Raw genomic sequence first — 22,206 nt, 5'->3', positions numbered from 1 at the left:
TGTCGCCGTAAGCATGCCTATTGTGATAGCGCAAACATCGGTGAGAGTCGATGTCATCCATCTGCGGCGCATCGGGGCGTCTTCCTCCCGGACGTCGCTCCGATCGAGAGGCAAGACGTGTCGAAACCTTCCCGACCGCCCCGCACAGCCGTCGCCGTCAGCTCGCTGCTGGTGACGGCGCTCGCGTTCGGCGGCGTGTTCGCCCAGGCGCCATCCGCGCAGGCAGCCGACCTGATCTCCGTCCCCAAGACCGACTACAGGCTGCACGGGGTATCGAGCGAATCGGATCCCTACCCCGCTCCGCCCTCGCTCGACGGCACGGCCCTCGGCGCGTTCGACGGCGACTTCACGACGCAGTGGACGTCGCGGTACTCCGCCAACGCCCCCTTCCCGCACTGGATCGTCGTCGACCTGCAGCGGTCGCTCTCGGTGAAGGCCCTCGACTACTCGGTCAAGAAGGGGCAGGGCGTCGCCGCCAAGACGGTCGAGGTCTACGTGACGGAAGACGCCGATGTCGCGCGCACCTCGCCCGCCGAGGGTGGGTGGGGCACAGCGTCGGGAACCGCGACGCTGCACGCGCCGACCGCGAACGACGAGAAGCAGCGCATCACCCTCGACACTGCGAAGGAGGGCCGCTACGTGGCTCTGCTCGTGATCGACGCGCAGGGGACGACCGGCGGCGGTGCGGGGGAGATCGAGGTGCTGTCCGACGAGACGCTCCCGCCGATCGTCACCGAGCCCGAGATGCCCGACACCGACGAGACCGTCGAGATCGCCGATGGCGGCACGACCGCCGTCGTCTCGACCGAGTTCCCTCGCATCACCGGGTATCGGGTGGGAAGCGAGAGCATCGCGGGCCAGCGCACCTCGGCCAAGACCTGGTCGGTGAACGGCGCGAGCTACGCGTCGGAGACCACTTCGACGCCCTCGGCCACCGGCATCGACTACGTGTCGAGGTTGACCGGCATCGATGTGACGGTGCGCAGCAGCATCCGCGTCGCGAAGGACGGGACCGTCGGGTTCGAGGTCACCGCCGTCGACGGCACGGCGACCGTGACCACTCTCGGGCTGCCTGACAACGCGTTCCTCTCCGCGAGCGCTGCGGATGCCGGGTCGGCGCTCGATCGCACGGTGATCAGCCCCGACAGCACGAAGAATGCCGACGAGCACATCGCGGTGAACGGCGCGACGGCGACCGGTCAGAAGGGGGCGGCCTTCGCCTTCCTCGGCAACGGCTCGCTCGTGGGCAGTGTGATCACCAACGCGACCACACAGGCCTCCGGCGGCACGGCATCGTGGAACGGTCGCCTGACCACGCGCGTGACCGAGGCGGCAGGGCGCACGGCCGAGATCGGCTCGAGCACCTGGCTGATCCATCCGACCACCGCCGTCGACGACCGCGTGACCACCTACGCACTGCCGAAGGTCACGGTGCTGCTCGCCGCCGACCGCAACGGCGACGCCACGGTCGACTGGCAGGACGCCGCGATCCGCTACCGCGAGGTCGACACCCCGCGGCTCGGCGCCGACCGGGTCGCCGAGCGCGTGGTCAGCCGCATCCCGTTCAACTTCGCCTCGAGCGCGACGAACTACTTCGACCTCACGCTCGACAACACCAGGCGCATCGCGAACCAGACCGACGGTCTCGGCCAGTGGGTGCTCAACAAGGGCTACGGCAGCGAAGGCCACGACTCCGCCAACACCGACTACGGCGGGAACTACAACGAGCGCGCCGGCGGTCTCACCGACCTGAACACCCTCGTCGACGAGGGCGCGAAACTCAACGCCGACATGAGCGTGCACGTCAACGCCACCGAGATGTACCCGCAGGCGAACGCCTTCGACTCGGCGATCATCGACGGCACGGCCCCCTACAAGCCGGGCTGGAACTGGCTCGACCAGTCGTACTACATCAACCAGCAGGCCGACCTCGGAACGGGCCGTGTGCTCGACCGCTTCCAGCAGTTGCGCGATGAGGTCCCCGGTCTCAGCGGCGTCTACATCGACGTGTACTACTCCAACGGCTGGGTCGCCGAAGAGCTCGCGGATGAGTTGAACGGCATGGACCTGGAAGTCGCGACCGAGTGGGGCGACAAGTTCGTCGACAGCACGGTCTGGTCGCACTGGCCGAACGACCTCGCCTACGGCGGCAAGGACAACAAGGGCATCAACTCCACCATGGTGCGCTTCATCCAGAACGGGCAGGCCGACGTCTGGAACGACGACGCCCTTCTCGGCCAGCAGCGACTGATCGACGCCGAGGGCTGGGTCGGAAACCGCAACTGGGACGGCTTCGTCGACAACATCTGGAAGCAGAGCCTGCCGACCAAGTTCCTGCAGCACTTCGACCTGCTCACCTACGAGGCCGGCGCCGAGGCGACGCTGACGGATGACGTCGCGGTGCGTATGGACGGAACCACCAGGGTCATCACGATGGACGGGGCGACGGTGCTGCGAGGCGACTCGTACCTGCTGCCGTGGCAGTCGTTGGCGTCGAATCAGGACGCCGGCTCCCCGGTCGACGCCGACAAGATGTACTTCTACTCCGGATCCGACGGCGAGAAGACGTTCGGTCTCACCGACGCCTTCCGCGGGAACACCGCCTTCGACGTGTTCGAACTCGGAGACCAGGGGCGCGTCAAGGTCGGCACGGTCGACGCGACCGGTGGCGACCTCACGCTCAGCGGCGACAAGGGCACGGCCTACGTCGTGGTGCCGCAGGGCGGCGCGCAGCGCGACGCCGTCGACTATCACGACGCCGGTCTCGACGACCCGGGGTTCAACTCCGGTTCGCTCGATGTCTGGAACCCCCGGGGCGATGTGACGCTCGAGCGCACCGACTTCGGCAGCGCGAAGAACGAGTCGCGTGGCGACAACATCGCCGTGCTCGGTGCGGCTGCGTCGTCGGTCTCGCAGGTCGTGGCCGGGCTCACCCCCGGCCAGCGCTATGCGTTCTCGGCCCAGGTGCAGATCGACCCCACCGCGACTCGCGATGTGAGCGTCTCGGTCGACACCGGCGCCGGTGCGGTGAGCCGCACCTGGAATCTCTCTCCGACGTACAACTACATGAGGGCCGACTCCAAGGCGGGCCAGTACTACCAGCGCGGCTCGACATCGTTCCTGGCTCCCGCCTCCGGCGAGGTCACCGTGTCGATCGGTGCCGTCGCGGGTGACGCGAAGGTCCGCATCGACAATGCCCGCGTCTCGGCTGACACCACGACGCCGTTCGTGGCCGGCACGGTGTACTCGAACGACTTCGAGGGCAACGAGGCGGGCTGGGGCCCGTTCGTCAAGGGCGACGCCAACGGCATCGATGACCCGCGCACGAGCATCTCGCGCCGTCACGACCCGTACGCGAGCAGCGACTGGCGCAACACCGCCAAGCCGTTCGATGCGGGACCCCTCGCCGGGCTCGCGGTGGACACGACGCTCAACGGCGACCACTCGCTCATGTCGCACTCCGAGAACAGCGGCGTCGTGTATCGCACCGACCCGACGCTGGTGCCACTGCAGGCCGGGCACTCATACCGCATCGGCTTCGACTACCAGGTCGGGGCGAGCGGGGCCTACCGCTGGCTCACCGGGACGGATGCCGTGGCGGGTGGCGAGGTCACTTCGACCACGCTCAGCCGGACCGGGATCACGCAGGCGCTGGAGACCGCGCAGTTCTCACAGGATGTGATCGTCGGATGCGGCGACTACACCTGGGTGGGACTCGAGCGTGTCGGCGGGCCGGACGTCGACTTCGTGTTGGACGACTTCACGGTCACCGACCTCGGTCCCACGACCGGCGGCACTCCCTGCGCGACCGTGTCCGGCGAAGCGAGCGTGCTGAGCCCCGGCACCCAGACCGCGTTCACGACCACTTTCACCAACAGCGAGTCGATCGCCGTCGAGAACATCGGCGTGCAGCTCGAGGTGCCGGAGGGATACGTGGTCGAGGTCGCCGACGGCTCGTCGAACCTGTTCGATGAGGTCGCGGCCGGGGAGAGCGTCAAGACCACGTGGCTGGTCACCGCGCCGGCGACGGCTGCGGGCACGACGGTCGGCATCGGGATCGCGGCGACGTACCTCGCGGACTGCGATGTGCGTACGGTCGGTACGACGCAGGAGGTGTCGGTGTCTTCGCGGGCCCGCATCCCCCACGCGCAGATCTCCGTGACGGCGAGCTCCGAGGAGACAGAAGGGGAAGACGGTGCGGCCGCGAACATGCTCGACGGCAACGCCGGCACGTTCTGGCACAGCCGGTGGAGCTCGGCCGCCACGTCATACCCGCACGTGCTGACGTTCGATCTGGGTACGGCCGAAGAAGTCGACGGCATCTCGTACCTGCGCCGCGGCGCCAACCAGAACGGCCCGATCAAGGGGTACGAGGTCGCGGTGTCGACCGACGGGCAGACGTTCACGCCCGTCATCACCGGCGAATGGAAGAACGTCGCCGAGTGGCAGGACGTGGACTTCGCGGCGACCACGGCCCGCTACATCCGGGTCACGGCCACGTCGTCGATCTCGGGCACGCCGTTCGCGGCCGTCGCCGAGATGGCGATCTACGGCACGTCGTCGCCGAAGAGCGGCAGCGCGCCGAAGACACGACCGGCCGATGACCTGAGCGCGTGCAACCCGGTGACGGATCCGAAGCTCGGACTCGACTCGGATTCGGTGCGGGCAGGGGAGACGGTCGGCATGACGCTCACGGGCTTCGCGCCGCGCTCGACGGTTTCGGTCTGGCTCGACGACGTCAAGCTGACGGATGCCGCGGTCGATGCGAAGGGCTCCCTGACGACGCGACTGCTGATCCCGGCGAACGCCGCGGTCGGAAAGCACCGCGTCATCGTGCAGGACTCGGCGGGCGCAGAGCTCGCCAGTGCACCGTTGAAGGTCAAGAAGGCGAAGCCGGGGAAGAAGGCGACCGTCACGGCATCCATCGGTTCGGTCGTCGCCGGAGCGAGCGTGACCGTGCAGCTGAGCGGTTTCGAGCCCGACGCCCTTGTGCAGCTCTGGCTGCACTCCGAGCCGGTGCGCATCGGCGAGGTGACGGTGTCGGCCGAGGGCGATGCGGTGGCCACGGTCACGATCCCTGCGGCGACGCCGGCCGGAGCTCACGCCCTCGTCGCGACTGATGCCCAGGGCGTCGAGCTGGCCAGGGGCGACCTCGCGGTCACCGCCGTGGCCGGAAGCAGCAGTGGGGGAAACCTCGCGACGACCGGTGCTGACGGCGCGATCTGGGCTGGCGCGGCGTTCGCGGCGCTTGCCGCGATGGGCCTCGGCCTGGCGCTCTGGCTGCGCAGGCGCCGCCACATCTGACCGCACTGACACGAACGGCCCGGAGGCTCCCCCTTCGGGCCGTTTCGCACTGTGCGGCGGAAACGGCTTCCCTGCACGACAGGGGTCGGTATCGGGTTCTCCCGAACCTTCGGTGCCCTGCGTTCGCGCCGTGCGGCGAGAACGCGTGAGGAATCACGATGGTTCCCGTAGCCGAGCGAAAGGAGCGCATGCATACTGTAAGCATGCCCAATGTGCTGATCCGCGACCTCGATCCGACGATCCACTCGGTCCTCGCGGCACGCGCGGAGTCACGCGGTCAGTCACTCCAGCAGTACCTGACGTCTGAGCTGGCGCTCATCGCGTCCCGCCCCACTGTTCCGGAACTCCTGGCCGCTCTCGGGGAGCGACCCGTCTCGCCGGCCATCTCGCCGGAGGCGATCGTCGCGGCGATCCGGGAGGGGCGAGCCGACCGATGATCGTCGTCGACGCATCCGTCGTGGTCGACGTCATCTGCAACGTCGGTTCCAACTCTGCCCTCCATCGGCGCTTGACCGACGAAGTGCTGCTCGCGCCTGACCTGCTGCCGGTCGAGGTCGCATCCGCGCTGCGCGGCTTGAACCGAGGGGGTGGACTGACGGATGCCGCGCTCGAGGCCGCAGCCGTCGACCTCGCACGGCTACGCGTCGAGCTGCAACCCACGCTGCCGCTCATTCCGCGCATCCTGGCGCTCCGCCAGAATGTGACGGCCTACGACGCGGCCTATGTCGCGCTTGCGAGTGTGTTCGGGTGTCCACTGATCACGCATGACCGGAGGCTCGCGCGTGCAGCCTCCGGTCACTGCGCAGTCGAAGTGCCTGTCACTTCAGGCTGACGGGATCAGCCCTTCACGGCTCCGGCGGCGAGGCCGGAACGCCAGTACTTCTGCAGGGCGAAGAACAGCAGCACGAGCGGGATGACTCCGAGCAGGGCGCCGAGCATGACCGCGCCCTTGTCCGGGGCGAAGTAGCTCACCATGCCGTAGAGGCCGAGGGTCACCGGCTTCAGATCCTGACTCGAGATCATCATGAGCGGCAGCAGGAAGTTGTTCCACGTCGCCACGAAGATGAACAGGAAGATCGTCACCATCGCCGGGCCGAGCAGACGCAGCACGATCGTGAAGAAGATGCGCGCCTCGCCGGCGCCGTCGATGCGGGCGGCCTCCAGCAGCTCGGTCGGCACCGACGACTGGGCATAGACCATGCCGAGGAAGACGCCGAACGGCGACACCGCCGAGGGGATGATGATCGCCCAGACGGTGTTGGTCAGTCCGAGGGCCTGGAACTCGATGTACAGGGGCACCGTCAACAGGGCCACGGGGAGCAGGAGCCCGGCCATGATCACCCCGACCGCGATCTTCTTGCCGGGGAACGCGAACTTCGCGATCGCGTAGCCGGCCATCACGGCGAACAGGGTGCCGATGACTCCGGCGCTCACCGAGTACAGCATCGAGTTTCCGACCCAGCGCCAGAACAGGCCCTGGGTCCAGCCCATCAGGCTGTCGTAGTTGGTGTCGAGGTTCCCCTCGGCGAACCAGAAGCCGAAGGTCGAGGTGAGGTCGCTGTTGTTCTTCGTCGAGGCGACGATCAGCCAGTAGACCGGCACGAGGAAGTACAGCGTCGCGATGACGAGCGCGATGATGCCGAACGTGCGGGCGATCGGGCTCGGTGCGATCGAGGGCGGCGGAGCATCCGCATCGCGCGGCCGACGGGGGCGTCGACGCGTGGATGACTCGGTGGTGAGGAGGCGCGTGGTGGTCATGCGTCGCCCTTTCGTCGCTGCAGCAGCGCGTAAACGATCGCGAGCACGCCCGCGATCAGAGCCATGAGCAGGGAGTAGGCGGATGCCGGGCCGCTGCCGGACGGCGAGATCTCGCCCATCATCGTGTTGTAGGTGAGCATCATCGGAGTGAAGTCCTTGCCCATCCAGGAGTTCGCGGCCTGCAGGACCACCGGTTCGTTGAAGAGCTGGATGGTGCCGATGATCGAGAGCAGCACTGCGAGCAGAGCCGCACCCCGCACCAGGGGCACCTTGATGCGCATCGAGATCTGGAAGCCGGATGCTCCGTCGAGGCGGGCGGCTTCGTACAGGTCGCGGGGTACGGCCTGCAGTGCCGAGAGGAAGATGAGCATGTTGTAGCCGGTGTAGGTCCACGTGGTCATGTTGGCCATCGAGAAGAGGATCGTCCCCGGCGCCATGAAGTCGGTGCCCTCGGGGAGGAACGGCAGGAAGGGCGACACCTCCGGCGTGTAGAGGTAGAGCCACATCATGGCCGCGATGATGCCGGGGACCGCATAGGGGAGGAAGAAGGAGAGCCGGAACAGCGTCGGGCGGCGCACGATGAACGAGTCCAGCAGCAGCGCGAGGGCGAGGGCCACGATGATCATCACCGGGATCTGCAGGGCGGCGTAGAGGATCACCCGGCCCATGCCGGTCCAGAAAGCGGTGTTGGTCGCAGCCGTGACGAAGTTCTCGAGGCCGACGAAGGTGTCGACGAGCTCGCCGCCGCCGTACAGCCCGTCGCCCGCGGGGACCTGCGCGAAGAAGGAGGAGCGGACCGAGACGATGATCGGCACCAGGAAGACGACGATGAACAGCACGGCGAACGGCGCCATGAACAGCCAGCCCGTGAGCCCTTCGCGGCGGGTGCCGAACCGGCGCCGGCGGGTGGGATCCGCGGGGATGCGCGGGGTCGGCGCCGGTGCCGCACCTCGCGTTTCGGTCACTGTGACCATGGTGTCGCCTCTCGATGTCAAGACGACGGCGGAGTGCACGATTGCACGTGCACTCCGCCGTCGATCATCCGATGATGCCTTCTCGTCGATTCACTCCGCGACCGGAAGGCCGAGGTCCTCCAGGGAGGCGACGGCCGTGTCCTGCGCGGTGGTGAAGATGTCGGCGACGGTCGCGGTGCCGGCGACGGCGGCCGCGGCGGTCTCGTTCATCTTCGACAGTGTCGAGAAGCCCGGTGCGTAGGGGAAGTCCGGGTTCAGGTTCTCGGTCGCCGTGCCGAGCTCGGCGAGCACATCCTGTCCGCCGAACTGGCGGAGCATCTTCTCGGGTGTCTCCACGTCGCCCTTGGCGGCGACCACGAGCCCCTGCGACGCGAGGTCGTCGACCTGCGTGTTGAACCAGTCGTTGAATTCCATGGCCTCGGCGGGGTACTCGCAGCCCTTCATCACCGAGACACCGGAACCGCCGTCGGGGCCGCTCATCGCGCCGGCGCCGAAGTCGGGAAGCTGGGCGACACGCCACTGGCCCTCGGCCGGGGTGCCGTCGAGCGAGTCGAGGAGGAATCCGGCCTCCCATGCCGCCCCCACGTGGCCGATGAGGCTGCCGTCGTTGAGAGCGGCGGTGAAGCCCTCGCCCCAGCGCTCGGTCGCGAGAGTCTGCTTGCCGTCGAGGAGGCCCTGCCAGAACGCGGCGACGCGCTGGGACCCTTCGCCTTCGGCGTCGACCTCCCACTCGTCGCCGGCCGTGGAGAACCAGGTGTCACCGGCAGCGGCCGACTGACCGGAGAGCCAGTTCTGCGCCTCGTCCGGCGTGAACGCGGTCACGTACTTGCCGGCGGCGGCTGCGGCGGCGGAGTCGGCCGTGAGATCGTCGAGCGTCGTCGGTGCATCGAGTCCGAGCGCCGTGAACTCGGCCTCGTTGTAGAAGTACACGAGGGGGCCGGTGTCCTGCGGCAGGCCCACGATCGCATCGCCGACCTTCATGCCGCTGAAGGCTCCGGCCGAGAAGTCGTCCTCGTACTTCTTGGCCTCGTCGGCGACATCCTGCAGCAGCCCCTTGACGAACAGCTGCGGTACCTCGGAGTAGCCCGTCTGTGCGAGGCACGGCCCGTTGCCCGCCTTGATGTCGGTCTCGAGCTTCAGGATCATGTCGCTCGACTTGCCGTCGAACTTCGTCGCCTTCACCTGGATGTCGGGGTTCTCCTCGTTCCAGCGATCGACGATCTCGGAGGCCGGCGTCATGCCTTCGCCGTCGGGGAGGCGATGCAGGTACTCGATCGTGATGGGTTCGCCGCTGGCGCCGCTGTCGCCGGTGTCACCGGACGAGCAGGCCGCGAGGCCGAAGGCCGACACCGCGCCCACGGCGACGATCGCGGCGGTACGGGTGAAGCGAGGGGTGGTTGCCATGCTGTTCTCCTCTTTGAGGTCATGTTCCTGCGGATCGCCCTGTGCGAGGGGTGACGCCGAGGCGTCGTCGATCACATGCACATCAAATCAGAAAATGTTTGCGCTCACAAGCCTGGGACCATGAGCACAAGGCCGCGCTCACGGGATGTGAAGGGAGCGCTGACATTCCCCGCGCGGTCGGGATCGAGGCCAGGCACCGAGGTCAGCGAGCGTGGACTTCGTCGCCGACGCGGATCACGCCGCCGCCCGCGTCGCTGCGGGTGCTCGTGGACGGCCAGCCGGGGAGCAGGAGGCGCCCGAGCGTCGGCTCCTGTTGGGCGAGAGAGCCCGTGAGCGTGGTCAGCACCTTCGCATCCCGCGCGCCGGTGTCGGGGTTCGCGTGGGTCGCGAGGCACCGCACGATGGGGCCGGCGGCCTGGAATCTCAGCGCGCCGATCCGCACCTCGCCCGTCCAGTCCAGCTCGCTCCAAGGAGCGACATCGTCGATCACCACGTTGGAGCGGAAACGTCGGTCGTCGATGCTCATCCCGAGGGCCTCACCCAACGCGCGGACGCTGGCTCGGCCATGCATCGAGACATAACCACGCGGGCGATCCTGGAACCGCGAGGTCTCCCCATCGCCGACCAGCGCGAGGGGAAGTCGGCCGGGGCGTCGCAGGCGGCGCCCGTCAGGCGTCGACAGGATGAACTCGGAGACGGCATCCGTCAGCTCGAGACGTCCATCGGCGTCGAGTGCGGCCTCCACCAGCACCGCGCCGGCGTGCTCGATGCGGATGCGCCTCGCCTCATCGTCGTAGCTCGTGCGCAGGCCGGCGAGTGCCGGGAAGTCCTGGAGCGCGAGTCCCTTGGCCTTGGGCCAGTAGTCGAAGCCGTCACGCTCCTCCGGTTCGACGGCGTCCGCGAATCGGAACGCCAGAACCCGGTCGCCGGCGACCCTGCCGTCGGGCTGCACGGTCACCGACTCGCGACGCTCGGGAGTGAACCCCTTGATCGGGTGGCGGTAGAGGGCGACGACACGAGCCATGAGGAGATCCTCTCAGCTGCCGGAGCTCCGGCACGACGGGCGGAGGTCGCCGCGTCCGAGAGGTCACCGCGCCCGGGCACGACGAAACACCCGCACGACGTGCGGGTGTTTCGAAGCAGGTCAGGCGGTCAGGCCTTCTCTAGCTCGTCTTCGTCTTCGTCCTCGTACTCGTCGGCCCACTTGTCGACATAGGCGTCTTCGTCGGTCGGATGACCCAGCTCGCGCTCGAGCGCTGAGTAGTTCACCGACGGACTGTACGCCTTGAGTTCGCGGGCGATCTTGGTGTGTTTCGCCTTCTGACGGCCACGGCCCATGCGCGAGACCCCCTCACGAGTTAAGCCGCGGGCGTTTGAGGCCCGAGGCATTTCACGACACCGGCTCGAGGCCGGTAAGAGTAGCATTCAGAATAGCACGCGGGTAAGCCCCTCTGGCTGACGCCAGGCTGGTGAAGGGAACGATCTTCATGACCGACAACACCTCCACTCCGTCCGACGAGGCCGCACAGAATGCGGCGCTGCAGAAGGCCGTCATCGTCGGCATGCAGTTGGACCAGGATCGACACGTGATCGACGAGGCCGTGCGCTACGCGCGGCTGCTTAGTGCGCCGCTCGTCGTCGCACACGTCGACGTCACTCGTTTCGTGACGTACGAGGACCCGGACGGCTACGTCCATTCGGCTCCGATCGACATCAACTTCGATGCGGGTGCGGCGGAGTTCGAAGCCGTCGAGGCGGCAGCCGCGAAGATCCTGGAAGGGACCGATGTGACCTGGACGGCGCGCCAGCTCGTGGGTGATCCCGCGCTGGCGATCAAGCAGCTCGCGAACAAGCTCGATGCCCAGCTGATCGTCGTCGGTACGCGCAAGCGCGGCATCGGCGAGTCGATCAGGGAGTTCTTCACCGGATCGGTCGCCGCGCGGCTGACGCATCGCCAGCATCGGTCGGTGCTGGTCGTCCCGCTCGGCGAGCTGGTTCCCGACGAGCAGAAGGAGATCTGGCCCGAGTAGGCCGGTCGCCGCCGCTGCGCGTCCGGCGCGGAAGAGGCCCCGTCGGCGTCAGCCGACGGGGCCTCTTCATCGGGTGATCCCGGTCACCCCATGTGGATGATGATGCCGTGACGTCGCGCCGCCGGTGTCGGCGACGGGATGGGCGTGCTGCCGCGCGGCTGCGGGGGCGCCTCCGGGGAGGAGGCGCGGTGGGAGCGGATGTCGCCGTCCGGCCGCGGACGCGAGTCGGCGCGCGCCGACTCGGTCATGAGCCGGGGGTGCTCAGGGCGACGGTGATGCCGCGCGCCGCGGTGTCGAGTGCCGTCTCGAGTTCGGTGACGACGGATGACGGAAGCGTGCCACCCCGTGCGACATGGGTGCGCAGGTCGGTGCGCACGCGCGCCCGGAAGGCGTTGATGACGGCGTCCGCTCGATGCATCTCCTCGCGGCTGGTGAGTCGCGCGTCGTCGCTCGCCGTGCGGGGGCGATTCTTCGCGGCTGTGCGCTCGCCCTTCTCGGCGGCGGCCAGGTCGGCCCGAAGGCTCTTCATCGCGTCCTGGACGCTCTGTCGCACCTCGCTCGCGATCAGCCGCACGGAGTCGGTGAGTCCGGCTTCGATGCCGGCGAGGTCTCCCTCGCGCGACGCCAGCTCGGCCCGACCGGCCTCGGTGATCGCGTAGATCGTGGTGCGGCCGTCGACGCTCTTGGTGACCAGGCCCTCTTCCTCGAGCTTCGCGAGTCGGGGGTAGATGGTTCCGGCGGACGGCGTGTAGGTGCCGCCGGTGCGATCGGTGAGCGACTGGATGATGCCGTAGCCGTGCTGGGGGGCCTCGGCGAGGAGCGACAGCAGGTACAGGCGCAGGTCGCCGTGGGAGAAGACGGCGGGACTCATGCTTCCCACTCCGGGTCTTCCGTGATCGATGCCGGGGTGCGGCGCAGGACCGTGACGCCGCCCGAGACCGAGTTCGCACGCAGGTCGACGAAGCGTCCGGCGAGCTCGCCGGTGGTGCCGGTGTAGTTGCTCGGGCCGGACGAGCTGCGCTCGACGCCGTCGATGAGCAGGCGCCCGCTGAGGGATCGGATGACGTAGTTCGCGGCGAGCGACTCGTCGAGGCGCACCGTGGTGCCGCCGGAGACCGAGTTGACGTTGATGGTGTTCACGTCGCCCGCGGCATCCACCAGCGTCGAGCCGGAGACGATGTCGACGGTCGCACGGCGCACGGCGCCGGTGACGGCCACGTCGCCCGAGACGCTGTTCGCGCTGATCGAGCCGGTGAGGCCGCGCACCTGCACGTCGCCCGAGACGGAGTTGACGGTGAGGTCGCCGATCAGGGTGTCGACGATGATGTCGCCCGACACGGTGTTGAGGCGGGCGTCGTTGCGGAGGCCGGAGACCAGCGCGCCGGCGCTCACGACGCCGAGGTTCAGAGCGATGGCGCGGGGGACCGCGACGCTCACCTCGGCGCGGGGGCCGCCGGAACCGAAGTTGCGGAACACCTCGAGGAAGTTGTCCCAGCCCAGCTGCGGGTGGTCGATCTCGACCTCGCCGTCGTGGGCTTCGACGCGAAGGTCTTTGGTGGTGACGCCGTGCACCTCGATGCGGATGCCCGGTTCGTCGTGGGCGATGATGTCGACCTGTCCTCCGACGAGGCCCACCTTGAGGCGGGTGACGGACTCGATGTCGATGACGCGTTCCTCGCCGGGGGCGATGAGCCACTTCTCGGTCATGTGTGCTTCTCCTGGGTTGAGGGGTCACGATATATCGTGTGTGACGACTTTAACACGATATATCTCGAAGGTGTCAAGTGCGTGCGCCCGGGTATTCGCTGTGAGCGCTTGACCTTGACGCGACGTCAACTTCTAGAGTTCAAGACATCGCCACACGACAGGAAGGAGGAGCGATGGAGACGAGGGACTGGTCCATCCAGGAGATCGCCCGTCTGGCGGGAACGACGAGCCGGACGCTGCGGCACTACGACGACATCGGACTGCTGCCACCGTCGCGCATCGCGCCCAACGGGTATCGGCACTACGACGCGCCGGCACTCGTGCGCCTGCAGCGCATCCTCCTGCTGCGGGAGCTCGGACTCGGGCTGCCGCAGATCGCGGAGGTGCTCGAGCGCGACCGCGGCGAAGCATCCGCACTCGAGACCCACCTCGCGCTGCTGCGCGAGGAGCAGACCAGACTGGCGCGTCAGATCGCGTCGGTCGAATCCACCATCACAGCATTGAGAGGAGGTGAGAACCTCATGGCAGAGAACATGTTCGACGGCTTCGACCACACCCAGTACAAGGGGGAGGTCGAGGATCGTTGGGGCAAGAAGGCCTACGCCGACAGCGACCGCTGGTGGCGCGGGATGACGGATGCCGAGCGCGCCGACTGGCAGCAGCGCGTGTCCGACCTCGGACACGACTGGATCGCCGCGGCCGAGCGCGGCATCGATCCGGCATCCGCCGAGGCTCAGGATGTCGCGCGGCGCCACGTCGAGTGGCTCACGGGCATTCCGGGTACGCCCGCGGCCGTCCCCGGCGGCGACGCGAAGGCGTACGTCATCGGGCTCGGCGAGATGTACGTCGCGGATCCGCGTTTCGGCGCGAACTACGCGACGTCGTCCGGCGGCACCCACGGCGCGGAGTTCGTCCGCGACGCGCTCCGCACCTACGCGGAGGCGAACCTCTAGGCGTCGTTCTTCGGCGCCGAGCGGCCCCTCTCCGTGCGAACCACCCCGTTGTGGACGCGCGTAAAGGGGCCGCTCGCACAGAAAGGGGCCGCTCGGCGGGAAGGGAGGAAGGGCGGAGGGCGGGCGTAGCGAACGGCGGGTCGGGGTGCAAGGGGGAGCCCCTGGCGCAGGGGCGGGCGTAGGGTCGTGCCATGAGTCGGCGGCACAGCAACAGGCACGCATCGCCGCTGTTCCTCGTCGCGACCGCCGCCTACACCGCGAACTGCGCACTCGGCGCCTCGGTCGCCGCGCGGCTCATCGACACCAGCCGCTTCCGCTGGCTGCATCACGCGCTGTACATCGCGACGTGCGCGACCTCGGCCTTCGCTGTCGTGGCGGGCTGGTCGCGAGGGCCCCGCACCGCCGGCCGTCGTGCCGCCGTGGCCCTGCTCCCCGCCGCCGCACCGCTAGCGGCGATCCCCTACCTCGGCACGCACAGCCGACGGCATCCGCTGGTCGCGCTCGCCGCAGCCCCCTTCCTCATCGCGGGGCTGGTGCTCTCGCGATCCACCATCGACCGGAAGTGACACGCATGGAACTGCTCGATGCCATCCGCCGCCGCAAGACCACGAACGGCGCCTTCCTCCCCGACCCGGTCTCCGAGGATCATCAGCGCATCCTGCTGGAGGCGGCGGGCCGCGCTCCCTCGCAGCTGAACAGTCAGCCGTGGCGGTTCGTCGTGATCGAGAGCCGGGACACGATCGAGCAGATCGCCCGCATCTCCGGCGAGAGCATGACGGAGGCGATGTCGAACGGCACCTTCTTCGAACGGTACAAGCCGTACTTCCGCTTCAGCCAGGCCGAGATGGAGGAGAAGCGCAGCGGGATGCTGTTCGACAAGCTGCCCGCCGCGCTCCGCCCGTTCACGAGCCAGGTGTTCACCAAGCGCGGGCAGACGCTCATGAACACCTTCGGGGTGCCCAAGACGCTCGGCGCTGAGAATCGAAAGCTCGTCGCGGGATCGCCGCTGCTGCTGGGCGTGATGCTCGACCGCAGCGAGTATCGGCCGGGTCAGCTCTCGTCGTTCTATTCGGTGTTCAGCATGGGCGCGGCCATGGAGAACGTCTGGCTCACCACGGTCGAACTCGGCATGGGCATCCAGTTCATCTCGTTCCCGATGGAGGTGCCGGGGCGCTGGGACGAGATCGTGCAGCTGCTGCGGGTGCCGGACGACCTCGAGCTCATGGCCGTCTACCGGCTGGGCTACCTGCCGCCGGAGCAGCGCCGCCCCGCGATCGACTGGTCGAGCAGTCAGCGCAAGCTCGTGTCGCAGTACGTGTTCCGGGAGAACGGAGAGACACCGCAGGAGGGATGGGATGCCGGCTCACCCGCCGGCGACATCACTCCGGGTCCGCCGGCGACAGGGGTGTGAGGTCCCGTAGCGCCGGGCCCTCGATGCGCGTGCCGTCCGGAGCGAAGCGCGAGGCGTGCAGCGGGCAGTCCCATGAGCACTCGGCGTCGTTCCAGGAGAGCACGCCGCCCAGGTGCGTGCACACCGCACTCACCGCACGGGTGACGCCGTCGACGGTGGAGATCGCCACCGGCCGACCTGCCCGATTCGCCACCACGCCCTCGCCCTCGGCGGGCTGTGCGACGGGGACTCCTCGGCGTTCGGCATCCGCCCACCCCGAGGCGAGCGCGGCGGCGACCTTGCCGCCCTCCACCGCTCCGCGCCCGAGGTCGGCCGGGACGGTGAGACGCGTGCCGATCGTCGTGATCCAGGTCGGGCGGTCGCGTCGGGGAGTGCCCAGGATCTCGGAGGTGAGGCGCTGCGCGGCGGCGGGCGCGTTCGACAGTCCCCACTTGGCGTAGCCCGTCGCGAAGCGGATGCGGCCGAGGCCGCGGGGCATCGCCCCCACGAACGGGATGAGGTCGTGCGATTCGTAGTCCTGCGCCGACCATCGATGGGTTTCCTCCGCGCCGGGGAAGTGCAGCTGCGTCCAGGCGATGAGGTCTTCCACCGCCGCCGCCTCGCTGTCGGCCCGGCCGACAGGGTGGCCGTTGCCGCCCACGACGAGTCGCGCGTCGCCACCGGGGCCATCCGCTGCGGTCACGGGGCGGAGGGAGCGTGTCGGCCCGTCGACCGAGAGGAACGTCCCCTCCGGGAGGTCACCCGGCACCCGGAAGGACACGCAGTACGACCGGAGTCCCCGCGTCTTGGCGAAGTACAGGCCGCGGTCGGTGATCGGGGTGCCTGTCGCGAGCACGATGTGGTCGGCGAAGAGCGGTCCTGCGGGGGTGTCGACGCGGCCGGCCAGGGCGTGCGCTCCCGTCGCTCTGACGCCGGTGTGCAGGGCGCCACCCGCCGCAAGCAGGTCGTCGGCGAGTGCCACCGCGACGGCCACCGGGTCGATCGCCACCTGGTCGTCGAGCGCGACGGCCGCCGCCAGGGGGAACGACGTGGAGGGGAGTGCAGAAGGCGACGGCATCCGCGTGGGCAGACCCGCCTCGCGAGCAGCGGAATGCTGTTCGTCGACGGTGCCGATCCCCGCAGGGCTCTGGGCATAGGAGTGGTCGGTGCCGCGGGTGAACGGAACGCCGGCGAGTTCGGCGAACGCGAGCAGCCACTCCATCCCCGAGCGGTTGGCGTCTACATACGCGCGCACGAGCGACGCCGGGTGGTGTCGACGGAGCTTCGCGAGTTGCCCGCCCTGCAGAAGGGAGAGCTTGCCCGTGTTCGCTCCGGTCGCGAGCTCGGCGATGCCGCCCGCATCGATCACCGCCACGTCGAGCCCGGCCCTGGTGAGCATGACCGCGGTCGAGAGGCCCGTGATCCCGGCTCCGACGACGACGACGTCGTGGTGGGCGCCGGATTCGAGGGGGGATCCGCCGGGCAGGGTTCGGTCGAGCTTCCACAGGGGATTCATGTCGTCAGTCAACGCCGATCGCGTCCCGGCATCCACTGCCTTGACATCCGGACGACGCACTGTCAGGCGGCGACTACAGTGGCGGACGTGAACCTCCGCCGCATCCTCCTCGTCGCCGCCGGCGGCACGGTGGGCACGGCGGCCAGACTCGCTCTGGGCCTCGCCGTCCCCGATGCGGGCGGCTTCCCGGTGGCGGTGCTGCTCGCGAACGTCGTCGGTGCGCTGCTGATCGGGGTGCTGGCCGCGCGTCTTCCCGCCTCGGCCGATCTCCGGCTGTTGCTCGGCACCGGGGTGCTCGGAGGGTTCACCACCTACAGTGCCTTCATGACCGGCACGGTGTCGCTGTGGTCGGAGGCCCCCGCACTCGCGGCTGCCTACGCGCTCGGGAGCCTGGTCCTCGGCATCGGCGCCGCCGCCCTGGGTCTTCGCCTCGGCCGCCCCCGACGCGGAGCCGCATCATGAGTCCGCTGCTGTTCGTCGGCGCCGCGCTCGCCGGAGGGGTCGGCGCCGTGCTGCGCTACCTCGTCGACCTCGGGATCGCCCGCCTCGCGGGGCGTCGGTTCCCGTGGGGCATCCTGCTGGTGAACCTCACCGGCTCTTTCGCTCTCGGGGTCGTCGCCACCGCGCTGCCCGAGGGGGCGTTCCTGCTCGGAGCGGGGCTGCTCGGCGGGTACACGACGTTCAGCACCGCCATGCTCGACACCGTCGCCCTGTGGCGTGACGGGGAGCGACCCGCATCGGCCTTCAACGCGGTGGGGATGCTGGTGCTCGGCCTGCTCGCGGCGGGACTCGGTCTGGGGCTCGGCGCCGCACTGTGACCGCGGTCCGCGGCGCGGCGACGACCGCGGTCCGCGACGCGGCGACGCGGATCACGCGGATTCGCGCGAGATGAGCGCCCAGGGGAACTCGTGGAGCGTGCCGGGCACACGCTCTCCGGTGGCCAGTGCGACCACGGTGTCGGCGAGGCGGGAGTACAGGTCGAGCGGCCCGATCGTGGTGAGCGTCGGCGACGTGAGCTCGCCCGCCGGGGTGTTCCCGAGTCCGATGACGGCGACGTCCCGCGGGACGGAGAGACCGAGGCGATGGGCGGCATGGATCGTCGCGATGGCCGCGAAATCGGTCGTCGCGTAGATCGCGGTCGGACGGGGCGACGAGGTCAGCAGCGTCATGGCGGCCGCGAAGGCGGTGGCTTCGCCGCCGTCGTATGCCGCGATCCAGTCGTGGCGCACCCCGTGCTCCTGCAGGCGATGCTGGAATCCCGTCAGGCGGTTCGGGGGCGGGGTCGCCAGCACCGAGGCCGCGGTGAGGCAGGCGATGTCCTCGTGGGCGGCGAGGAGTCGGTCCGCGGCGATCGCACCGCCGGGGGCGGCGTCGGAGCGGATCACGTCGAAGCCCTCCGGCTCGATCGTCTCGCTGAACACCACCAGTCGTTGCCCGTGTGAGGCCAGGGTTCTCAGGCGCTCCCGGTTGAGCGGGGTGTCGGGGACCGAGTCGAGGAAGGCGACGTCGCTCGGGCGCCGCTCCAGCGCGCGGTACCAATCGCCGTCGGCGAGGATCATCGTCTCGAGGTCGCGCTCGCGCCCTGCCGTGTTCACCGCCTCGGCGACGGCGAGGGACCAGGGGTCGCTCAGCATCGACAGGGACAGCTGGATGACCTGCGTGTTGCCGGTCCGGATGCCGCGTGCCGCCTGATTCGGCACGTACCCGAGGCGCTGAGCCGCCTCCTTGATGCGTTCCCGCGTCGCCTCCGAGGCGCCGGGGCCGCGGGCGGTCGACCGTCTTCCGGAGAGCACGTAGGAGGCGGTCGCCGCGGAGACGCCCGCTTCGTCGGCGACCATGCGCAACGTCGGGCGCGATGCGGCGTTCTTCGATGACGTCGTCACGATTGCTTCCTTGATCCTTGGCGTTTCCTGCAGTCTATGGGGCGCTGTCCGTGAGCGGTCGAGGGTGTGGTTAATCGTTATTTGCATTCGCTGCGAAAAACGATTAGCTTGGCGGAAATCCCGTCACTCAGTGCGGTGCGGACTCGCCCACACCGGCACGCACCATTCGCCCGAAAGAAGGAAGCAATGAAGCTCACATCTCCCGGCCGGCGCATCGCCGGAGTCGCCGTCATCGGGCTCGCCGCCGCCGCCCTCACCGCGTGCGCCGCTCCTGCAGACGGTCAGACGCCATCCGCCGACCCGATCGAGTTCTGGGGATGGGCGCCCGGCTACGCCGACGCCGTCGACCTCTGGAACGAGACCCACGACCAGAAGGTCGTCTTCGAGACGACGCCGTCCGGCAGCAAGGGCGGCTACACCAAGGTGCAGGCGGCCGCGAAAGCGGGGAACGGTCCGTGCCTCGCGCAGGTCGGCAACGAGTCGATCGCGAGCTTCGTGCTGGAGGGGATGCTCGAGGACGTCGCCGACGAGGCGGCGGCCTACGAGGACCAGTACCCCGAGGCGGCCTGGTCCGTGATGAAGGTCGCCGACGGGGTGTACGGCATCCCGGTCGACAGCGCGCCGCTCGGCCTGTTCTATCGGGCCGACGTCTACGAGCGTCTCGGCCTGACCCCGGCGACGACCTGGGAGGAGTTCGCCGCGCAGTCGGCGCAGGTGCGCGCGAGCGATCCGTCCGTGTATCTCTCGTCGTTCTCCCCCGCGGACATGGGCTGGTGGGGCGGCCTCACCCAGCAGGCGCGATCCACGTGGTTCGACATCGACGGTGACGCATGGAAGGTGACGGTGGATTCCCCGGAGACCCAGCAGATCGCCGACTACTGGCAGGGACTGCTCGACACGGACGCCGTGCTGAACACCGAGATCGAGAGCCCCGAGTGGTGGGAGAAGGCGCAGTCGGGAGCGATCGCCAGCCACATCGCCCCGGTCTGGTGGGCTGGCGTGCTCGAGGGCGCCGCCGCGAACTCCTCCGGCCAGTGGCGGGTCGCACCGCTGCCGAACATCGACGCCGACGACCCGAGCAACGGCACCCAGGGCGGTTCGGCCACGGCGGTCGTGAGCGGATGCGACAACGTGGAGGGCGCGCTCGAGTTCGCGAACTGGATGAGCACCGACGAAGACGCGCTGCAGATCCTCATCGACCAGGCGGCGGTCTTCCCGGCATCCCTCTCCGGCTCGACGCACCCCGCGCTCGACACCGAGGTCGAGTACTTCGGTGGACAGCAGATCTTCCAGGTGTTCGTCGAGGCGAACGAGGTCGTCGACTCGACGTGGGCCTGGGGTCCGATGACCACGCAGACCGGCGAGTCCTTCGACTCCGCGATGCAGCCGGCCGTCGACGGCACCGGCACGCTCTCCGACGGCCTCGCCGACGCACAGGCGAACGTCGTCAAGGCCTTCACCGCCAAGGGACTCTCGGTCAGTGAGTGACACCGTCACCATCGTGAGCCGGCCCGTCAAGGCCGGCTCACTGGCTCCCCGCCGTCGACACCGCCGCGGACTGCCGCTGTCGGCGCTCCTCGGGCTCCTGGTTCCCTTCCTCGTGCTGTTCCTGCTCGCGTACGTGCTGCCCCTGCTCTACGCCCTGCAGGAGAGCTTCTTCACGCAGAAGCGGTCAGGGCTGGGGCTCGGCGGCGGCGAACGCGTGTTCGCCGGCTTCGCCAACTACATCCAGGCGCTGCAGACGCCGGAGTTCACGGCCGGTATCGGACGGGTCCTGCTGTTCGGCGTCGTCCAGGTGCCGATCATGCTGGGAGCCGCGCTGCTCCTCGCCCTGATCTTCGATGCCGTCACCACCCGCTGGACGGGACTCGTGCGTCTGATGACGTTCATGCCGTACGCGGTACCCGGCGTGATCGCGGCGATCCTCTGGGCCTTCCTCTACCTCCCGGGGACCAGCCCGTTCGTCGGTGTGCTCGGCGCGTTCGGGATCGAGGTCGACTTCCTCGGCGACGACACCGTGCTGTGGGCGATCGCGAACATCGTGACCTGGACGTGGACCGGATACAACATGATCATCATCTTCTCGGCGCTGAAGTCGATCCCGAGCGAGCTGTACGAGGCCGCAGCCATGGACGGAGCGAGCCCGGCTCGCATCGCGTGGAGCATCAAGGTGCCCCTGGTGATGCCCGCGATCTCCCTCACCGGCGTGTTCTCGATCATCGGCACGATCCAGCTCTACAACGAGCCGATGATCCTCAAGCCCTTCACCTCGGCGATCGACGCCGGCTACACCCCCAACATGGCGGTGCAGAACATCGGGTTCACGTTCAACGACTACGGCCTGGCCGCCGCGATGGCCATCATCCTGGCGTTGGGAACCTTCGTGCTCTCCTTCGTCTTCACCAAGCTGACCGGTGGTCAGACCAAGAACGGTGGTGCACGATGATGCGGCGCACGCTGGGTACCTGGGGCATGAAGGCCGTCCTGCTGATCGCGGCCGTGTACTTCGTGGTCCCGATCTGGTGGCTGATCGTCTCGGCCACCAAGAGCAGCTCCGACCTGTTCGGCTCGCCTCCGCTGTGGTTCGGCGGGTCGTTCGACCTGTTCGAGAATCTGACATCCGTCTTCACCCATCAGGGCGGCCTCTTCTCGCGCTGGCTCCTGAACACGTTCTTCTACGCGGGTGTCGGCGCGGCGGGTGCGACGCTGATCAGCGCCGCCGCCGGATATGTGCTGGCGAAGTTCATCTTCCGAGGACGGCAGCTGATCTTCAACTCCGTGCTCGCCTCGATCCTGCTGCCCTCGTCGCTGCTGGTCATGCCGCTGTACCTGCTGTTCACGCAGCTGGGATTCATCAACACGATCTGGGCGGTGCTGGTGCCGGCGTTCGCGAGTCCGTTCGGGGTGTTCCTGGCGCGCATCTATGCGGCGGACTCGGTGGCCGACGAGCTGCTCGACGCGGCCAGGGTGGATGGCGCCGGCGAGATCCGGATCTTCTTCACGATCGCCCTCCGGGTGATGGGGCCCGCGCTGGTCACCATCTACCTGTTCAGCTTCGTCGGCATCTGGAACAACTTCTTCCTGCCGATGGTCACCCTGACGAGCAGCGAACTCTGGCCGGTCACCCTCGGTCTGTTCTTCTGGAACAGCCAACCCAGCCAGATCAACTACGACCTCGTCGTCACCGGTGCGCTCGTGTCGACGATCCCCCTGATCATCGCCTTCATCGGCCTGCAGCGATTCTGGCGGGCGGATCTCACCGCCGGCGCCGTCAAGATGTGAGGACA

General features: G+C 68.7%; 22 protein-coding genes. 12 read left to right on the top strand and 10 right to left on the bottom strand.

The features are described from left to right. The first annotated feature begins 117 nt into the window (after positions 1–117). The 3 genes from CQ042_RS06120 (at position 118) to CQ042_RS06110 (ending at position 6,136) form a co-directional block, all read left to right on the top strand. Positions 118–5,304 carry an endo-alpha-N-acetylgalactosaminidase family protein gene (locus CQ042_RS06120; protein WP_105669569.1) on the top strand — a complete coding sequence of 1,729 codons (5,187 nt, stop codon included), beginning with the start codon at positions 118–120 and terminating at the stop codon, positions 5,302–5,304. A 203-nt stretch (positions 5,305–5,507) separates the two neighbouring features. Continuing rightward, positions 5,508–5,741, top strand: coding sequence for a hypothetical protein (locus CQ042_RS06115; RefSeq protein ID WP_105669568.1), 234 nt, complete (start codon positions 5,508–5,510; stop codon positions 5,739–5,741). Continuing rightward, the gene (locus tag CQ042_RS06110) at positions 5,738–6,136 is read left to right on the top strand and encodes a type II toxin-antitoxin system VapC family toxin (RefSeq protein WP_105669567.1); all 399 of its coding nucleotides are present in this window, start codon (positions 5,738–5,740) and stop codon (positions 6,134–6,136) included. Before CQ042_RS06115 ends, CQ042_RS06110 begins: the two co-directional genes overlap by 4 nt. Positions 6,137–6,141: 5 nt before the next feature. On the opposite strand, the gene CQ042_RS06105 is transcribed toward CQ042_RS06110, so the two are convergent. From CQ042_RS06105 to CQ042_RS06085, 5 genes are all read right to left on the bottom strand, one after another. Next, positions 6,142–7,062 carry a carbohydrate ABC transporter permease gene (locus CQ042_RS06105; RefSeq protein ID WP_105669566.1) on the bottom strand — a complete coding sequence of 307 codons (921 nt, stop codon included), beginning with the start codon at positions 7,060–7,062 and terminating at the stop codon, positions 6,142–6,144. After that, the gene (locus CQ042_RS06100) at positions 7,059–8,036 is read right to left on the bottom strand and encodes a carbohydrate ABC transporter permease (protein ID WP_105669565.1); all 978 of its coding nucleotides are present in this window, start codon (positions 8,034–8,036) and stop codon (positions 7,059–7,061) included. The genes CQ042_RS06105 and CQ042_RS06100 overlap by 4 nt, the downstream gene beginning before the upstream one ends. 90 nt (positions 8,037–8,126) lie before the next feature. Next, positions 8,127–9,440 (bottom strand): ABC transporter substrate-binding protein, encoded by a 1,314-nt coding sequence (locus tag CQ042_RS06095; protein ID WP_105669625.1) that lies wholly within the window; start codon positions 9,438–9,440, stop codon positions 8,127–8,129. 202 nt (positions 9,441–9,642) lie between these two features. Continuing rightward, positions 9,643–10,464 (bottom strand): MOSC domain-containing protein, encoded by an 822-nt coding sequence (locus CQ042_RS06090; protein ID WP_105669564.1) that lies wholly within the window; start codon positions 10,462–10,464, stop codon positions 9,643–9,645. A gap of 128 nt (positions 10,465–10,592) precedes the next feature. Then, positions 10,593–10,778, bottom strand: coding sequence for a DUF3073 domain-containing protein (locus CQ042_RS06085; protein WP_028503149.1), 186 nt, complete (start codon positions 10,776–10,778; stop codon positions 10,593–10,595). Between the two features lie 149 nt (positions 10,779–10,927). Between CQ042_RS06085 and CQ042_RS06080 the strand changes: the two genes are divergently transcribed. Then, complete coding sequence (locus CQ042_RS06080) at positions 10,928–11,470, top strand: universal stress protein (protein ID WP_105669563.1); 543 nt, start codon at positions 10,928–10,930, stop codon at positions 11,468–11,470. An 83-nt stretch (positions 11,471–11,553) separates the two neighbouring features. Here the strand turns inward: CQ042_RS06080 and CQ042_RS20400 are convergent, their stop codons facing one another. From CQ042_RS20400 to CQ042_RS06070, 3 genes are read right to left on the bottom strand one after another with little or no spacing between them, the layout of a single operon-like run. Further along, the gene (locus tag CQ042_RS20400; protein ID WP_181157471.1) at positions 11,554–11,718 is read right to left on the bottom strand and encodes a hypothetical protein; all 165 of its coding nucleotides are present in this window, start codon (positions 11,716–11,718) and stop codon (positions 11,554–11,556) included. Beyond that, the gene (locus tag CQ042_RS06075; protein ID WP_105669562.1) at positions 11,715–12,341 is read right to left on the bottom strand and encodes a PadR family transcriptional regulator; all 627 of its coding nucleotides are present in this window, start codon (positions 12,339–12,341) and stop codon (positions 11,715–11,717) included. Before CQ042_RS06075 ends, CQ042_RS20400 begins: the two co-directional genes overlap by 4 nt. Beyond that, complete coding sequence (locus CQ042_RS06070) at positions 12,338–13,177, bottom strand: DUF4097 family beta strand repeat-containing protein (protein WP_105669561.1); 840 nt, start codon at positions 13,175–13,177, stop codon at positions 12,338–12,340. The genes CQ042_RS06075 and CQ042_RS06070 overlap by 4 nt, the downstream gene beginning before the upstream one ends. 173 nt (positions 13,178–13,350) lie before the next feature. Between CQ042_RS06070 and CQ042_RS06065 the strand changes: the two genes are divergently transcribed. From CQ042_RS06065 to CQ042_RS06055, 3 genes are all read left to right on the top strand, one after another. Continuing rightward, positions 13,351–14,130, top strand: a complete 780-nt coding sequence (locus CQ042_RS06065) for a MerR family transcriptional regulator (RefSeq protein WP_105669560.1) — start codon at positions 13,351–13,353, stop codon at positions 14,128–14,130. 191 nt (positions 14,131–14,321) lie between these two features. After that, complete coding sequence (locus CQ042_RS06060) at positions 14,322–14,696, top strand: hypothetical protein (protein ID WP_105669559.1); 375 nt, start codon at positions 14,322–14,324, stop codon at positions 14,694–14,696. Positions 14,697–14,701: 5 nt separating this feature from the next. Continuing rightward, a complete protein-coding gene (locus tag CQ042_RS06055) occupies positions 14,702–15,541 on the top strand; it encodes a nitroreductase family protein (protein ID WP_105669558.1) in 840 nt (279 codons plus the stop codon). Here CQ042_RS06055 and CQ042_RS06050 read toward each other — a convergent pair. After that, positions 15,510–17,036, bottom strand: coding sequence for an FAD-dependent oxidoreductase (locus tag CQ042_RS06050; protein ID WP_105669557.1), 1,527 nt, complete (start codon positions 17,034–17,036; stop codon positions 15,510–15,512). The genes CQ042_RS06055 and CQ042_RS06050 overlap by 32 nt on opposite strands. An 87-nt stretch (positions 17,037–17,123) precedes the next feature. On the opposite strand from CQ042_RS06050, the gene CQ042_RS06045 reads away from it, so the two are divergent. Beyond that, entirely contained in the window at positions 17,124–17,498 is a 375-nt protein-coding gene (locus CQ042_RS06045; RefSeq protein WP_105669624.1) for a CrcB family protein, read from the top strand. Then, entirely contained in the window at positions 17,495–17,854 is a 360-nt protein-coding gene (locus tag CQ042_RS06040) for a CrcB family protein (protein WP_105669556.1), read from the top strand. Before CQ042_RS06045 ends, CQ042_RS06040 begins: the two co-directional genes overlap by 4 nt. Before the next feature lie 51 nt (positions 17,855–17,905). On the opposite strand, the gene CQ042_RS06035 is transcribed toward CQ042_RS06040, so the two are convergent. Further along, positions 17,906–18,919: a LacI family DNA-binding transcriptional regulator gene (locus tag CQ042_RS06035; protein WP_258132070.1), complete on the bottom strand. Its 1,014-nt coding sequence runs from the start codon at positions 18,917–18,919 to the stop codon at positions 17,906–17,908. Positions 18,920–19,105: 186 nt separating this feature from the next. On the opposite strand from CQ042_RS06035, the gene CQ042_RS06030 reads away from it, so the two are divergent. From CQ042_RS06030 to CQ042_RS06020, 3 genes are read left to right on the top strand one after another with little or no spacing between them, the layout of a single operon-like run. Then, positions 19,106–20,407: an ABC transporter substrate-binding protein gene (locus tag CQ042_RS06030; protein ID WP_105669555.1), complete on the top strand. Its 1,302-nt coding sequence runs from the start codon at positions 19,106–19,108 to the stop codon at positions 20,405–20,407. Continuing rightward, the gene (locus CQ042_RS06025; protein ID WP_258132067.1) at positions 20,400–21,365 is read left to right on the top strand and encodes a carbohydrate ABC transporter permease; all 966 of its coding nucleotides are present in this window, start codon (positions 20,400–20,402) and stop codon (positions 21,363–21,365) included. The genes CQ042_RS06030 and CQ042_RS06025 overlap by 8 nt, the downstream gene beginning before the upstream one ends. Then, positions 21,362–22,201: a carbohydrate ABC transporter permease gene (locus CQ042_RS06020; protein ID WP_105669554.1), complete on the top strand. Its 840-nt coding sequence runs from the start codon at positions 21,362–21,364 to the stop codon at positions 22,199–22,201. Before CQ042_RS06025 ends, CQ042_RS06020 begins: the two co-directional genes overlap by 4 nt. The last annotated feature ends 5 nt before the right edge of the window (positions 22,202–22,206 follow it).

Origin of the sequence: Microbacterium sp. MYb62 (assembly GCF_002979475.1) — a bacterium.
Lineage (GTDB): Bacteria > Actinomycetota > Actinomycetes > Actinomycetales > Microbacteriaceae > Microbacterium.
This window is presented reverse-complemented; position numbering and strand designations above follow the sequence as displayed.

Excerpts from the sequence above, each read along its gene's own strand:
- CQ042_RS06115 (WP_105669568.1), top strand. The coding sequence starts at position 5,508 with ATGCCCAATGTGCTGATCCGCGACCTCGATCCGACGATCCACTCGGTC.
- CQ042_RS06110 (WP_105669567.1), top strand. The coding sequence starts at position 5,738 with ATGATCGTCGTCGACGCATCCGTCGTGGTCGACGTCATCTGCAACGTC.
- CQ042_RS06105 (WP_105669566.1), bottom strand. The coding sequence starts at position 7,062 with ATGACCACCACGCGCCTCCTCACCACCGAGTCATCCACGCGTCGACGC.
- CQ042_RS06100 (WP_105669565.1), bottom strand. The coding sequence starts at position 8,036 with ATGGTCACAGTGACCGAAACGCGAGGTGCGGCACCGGCGCCGACCCCG.
- CQ042_RS06095 (WP_105669625.1), bottom strand. The coding sequence starts at position 9,440 with ATGGCAACCACCCCTCGCTTCACCCGTACCGCCGCGATCGTCGCCGTG.
- CQ042_RS06090 (WP_105669564.1), bottom strand. The coding sequence starts at position 10,464 with ATGGCTCGTGTCGTCGCCCTCTACCGCCACCCGATCAAGGGGTTCACT.
- CQ042_RS06085 (WP_028503149.1), bottom strand. The coding sequence starts at position 10,778 with ATGGGCCGTGGCCGTCAGAAGGCGAAACACACCAAGATCGCCCGCGAA.
- CQ042_RS06080 (WP_105669563.1), top strand. The coding sequence starts at position 10,928 with ATGACCGACAACACCTCCACTCCGTCCGACGAGGCCGCACAGAATGCG.
- CQ042_RS20400 (WP_181157471.1), bottom strand. The coding sequence starts at position 11,718 with ATGACCGAGTCGGCGCGCGCCGACTCGCGTCCGCGGCCGGACGGCGAC.
- CQ042_RS06075 (WP_105669562.1), bottom strand. The coding sequence starts at position 12,341 with ATGAGTCCCGCCGTCTTCTCCCACGGCGACCTGCGCCTGTACCTGCTG.
- CQ042_RS06070 (WP_105669561.1), bottom strand. The coding sequence starts at position 13,177 with ATGACCGAGAAGTGGCTCATCGCCCCCGGCGAGGAACGCGTCATCGAC.
- CQ042_RS06065 (WP_105669560.1), top strand. The coding sequence starts at position 13,351 with ATGGAGACGAGGGACTGGTCCATCCAGGAGATCGCCCGTCTGGCGGGA.
- CQ042_RS06060 (WP_105669559.1), top strand. The coding sequence starts at position 14,322 with ATGAGTCGGCGGCACAGCAACAGGCACGCATCGCCGCTGTTCCTCGTC.
- CQ042_RS06055 (WP_105669558.1), top strand. The coding sequence starts at position 14,702 with ATGGAACTGCTCGATGCCATCCGCCGCCGCAAGACCACGAACGGCGCC.
- CQ042_RS06050 (WP_105669557.1), bottom strand. The coding sequence starts at position 17,036 with ATGAATCCCCTGTGGAAGCTCGACCGAACCCTGCCCGGCGGATCCCCC.
- CQ042_RS06040 (WP_105669556.1), top strand. The coding sequence starts at position 17,495 with ATGAGTCCGCTGCTGTTCGTCGGCGCCGCGCTCGCCGGAGGGGTCGGC.
- CQ042_RS06030 (WP_105669555.1), top strand. The coding sequence starts at position 19,106 with ATGAAGCTCACATCTCCCGGCCGGCGCATCGCCGGAGTCGCCGTCATC.
- CQ042_RS06020 (WP_105669554.1), top strand. The coding sequence starts at position 21,362 with ATGATGCGGCGCACGCTGGGTACCTGGGGCATGAAGGCCGTCCTGCTG.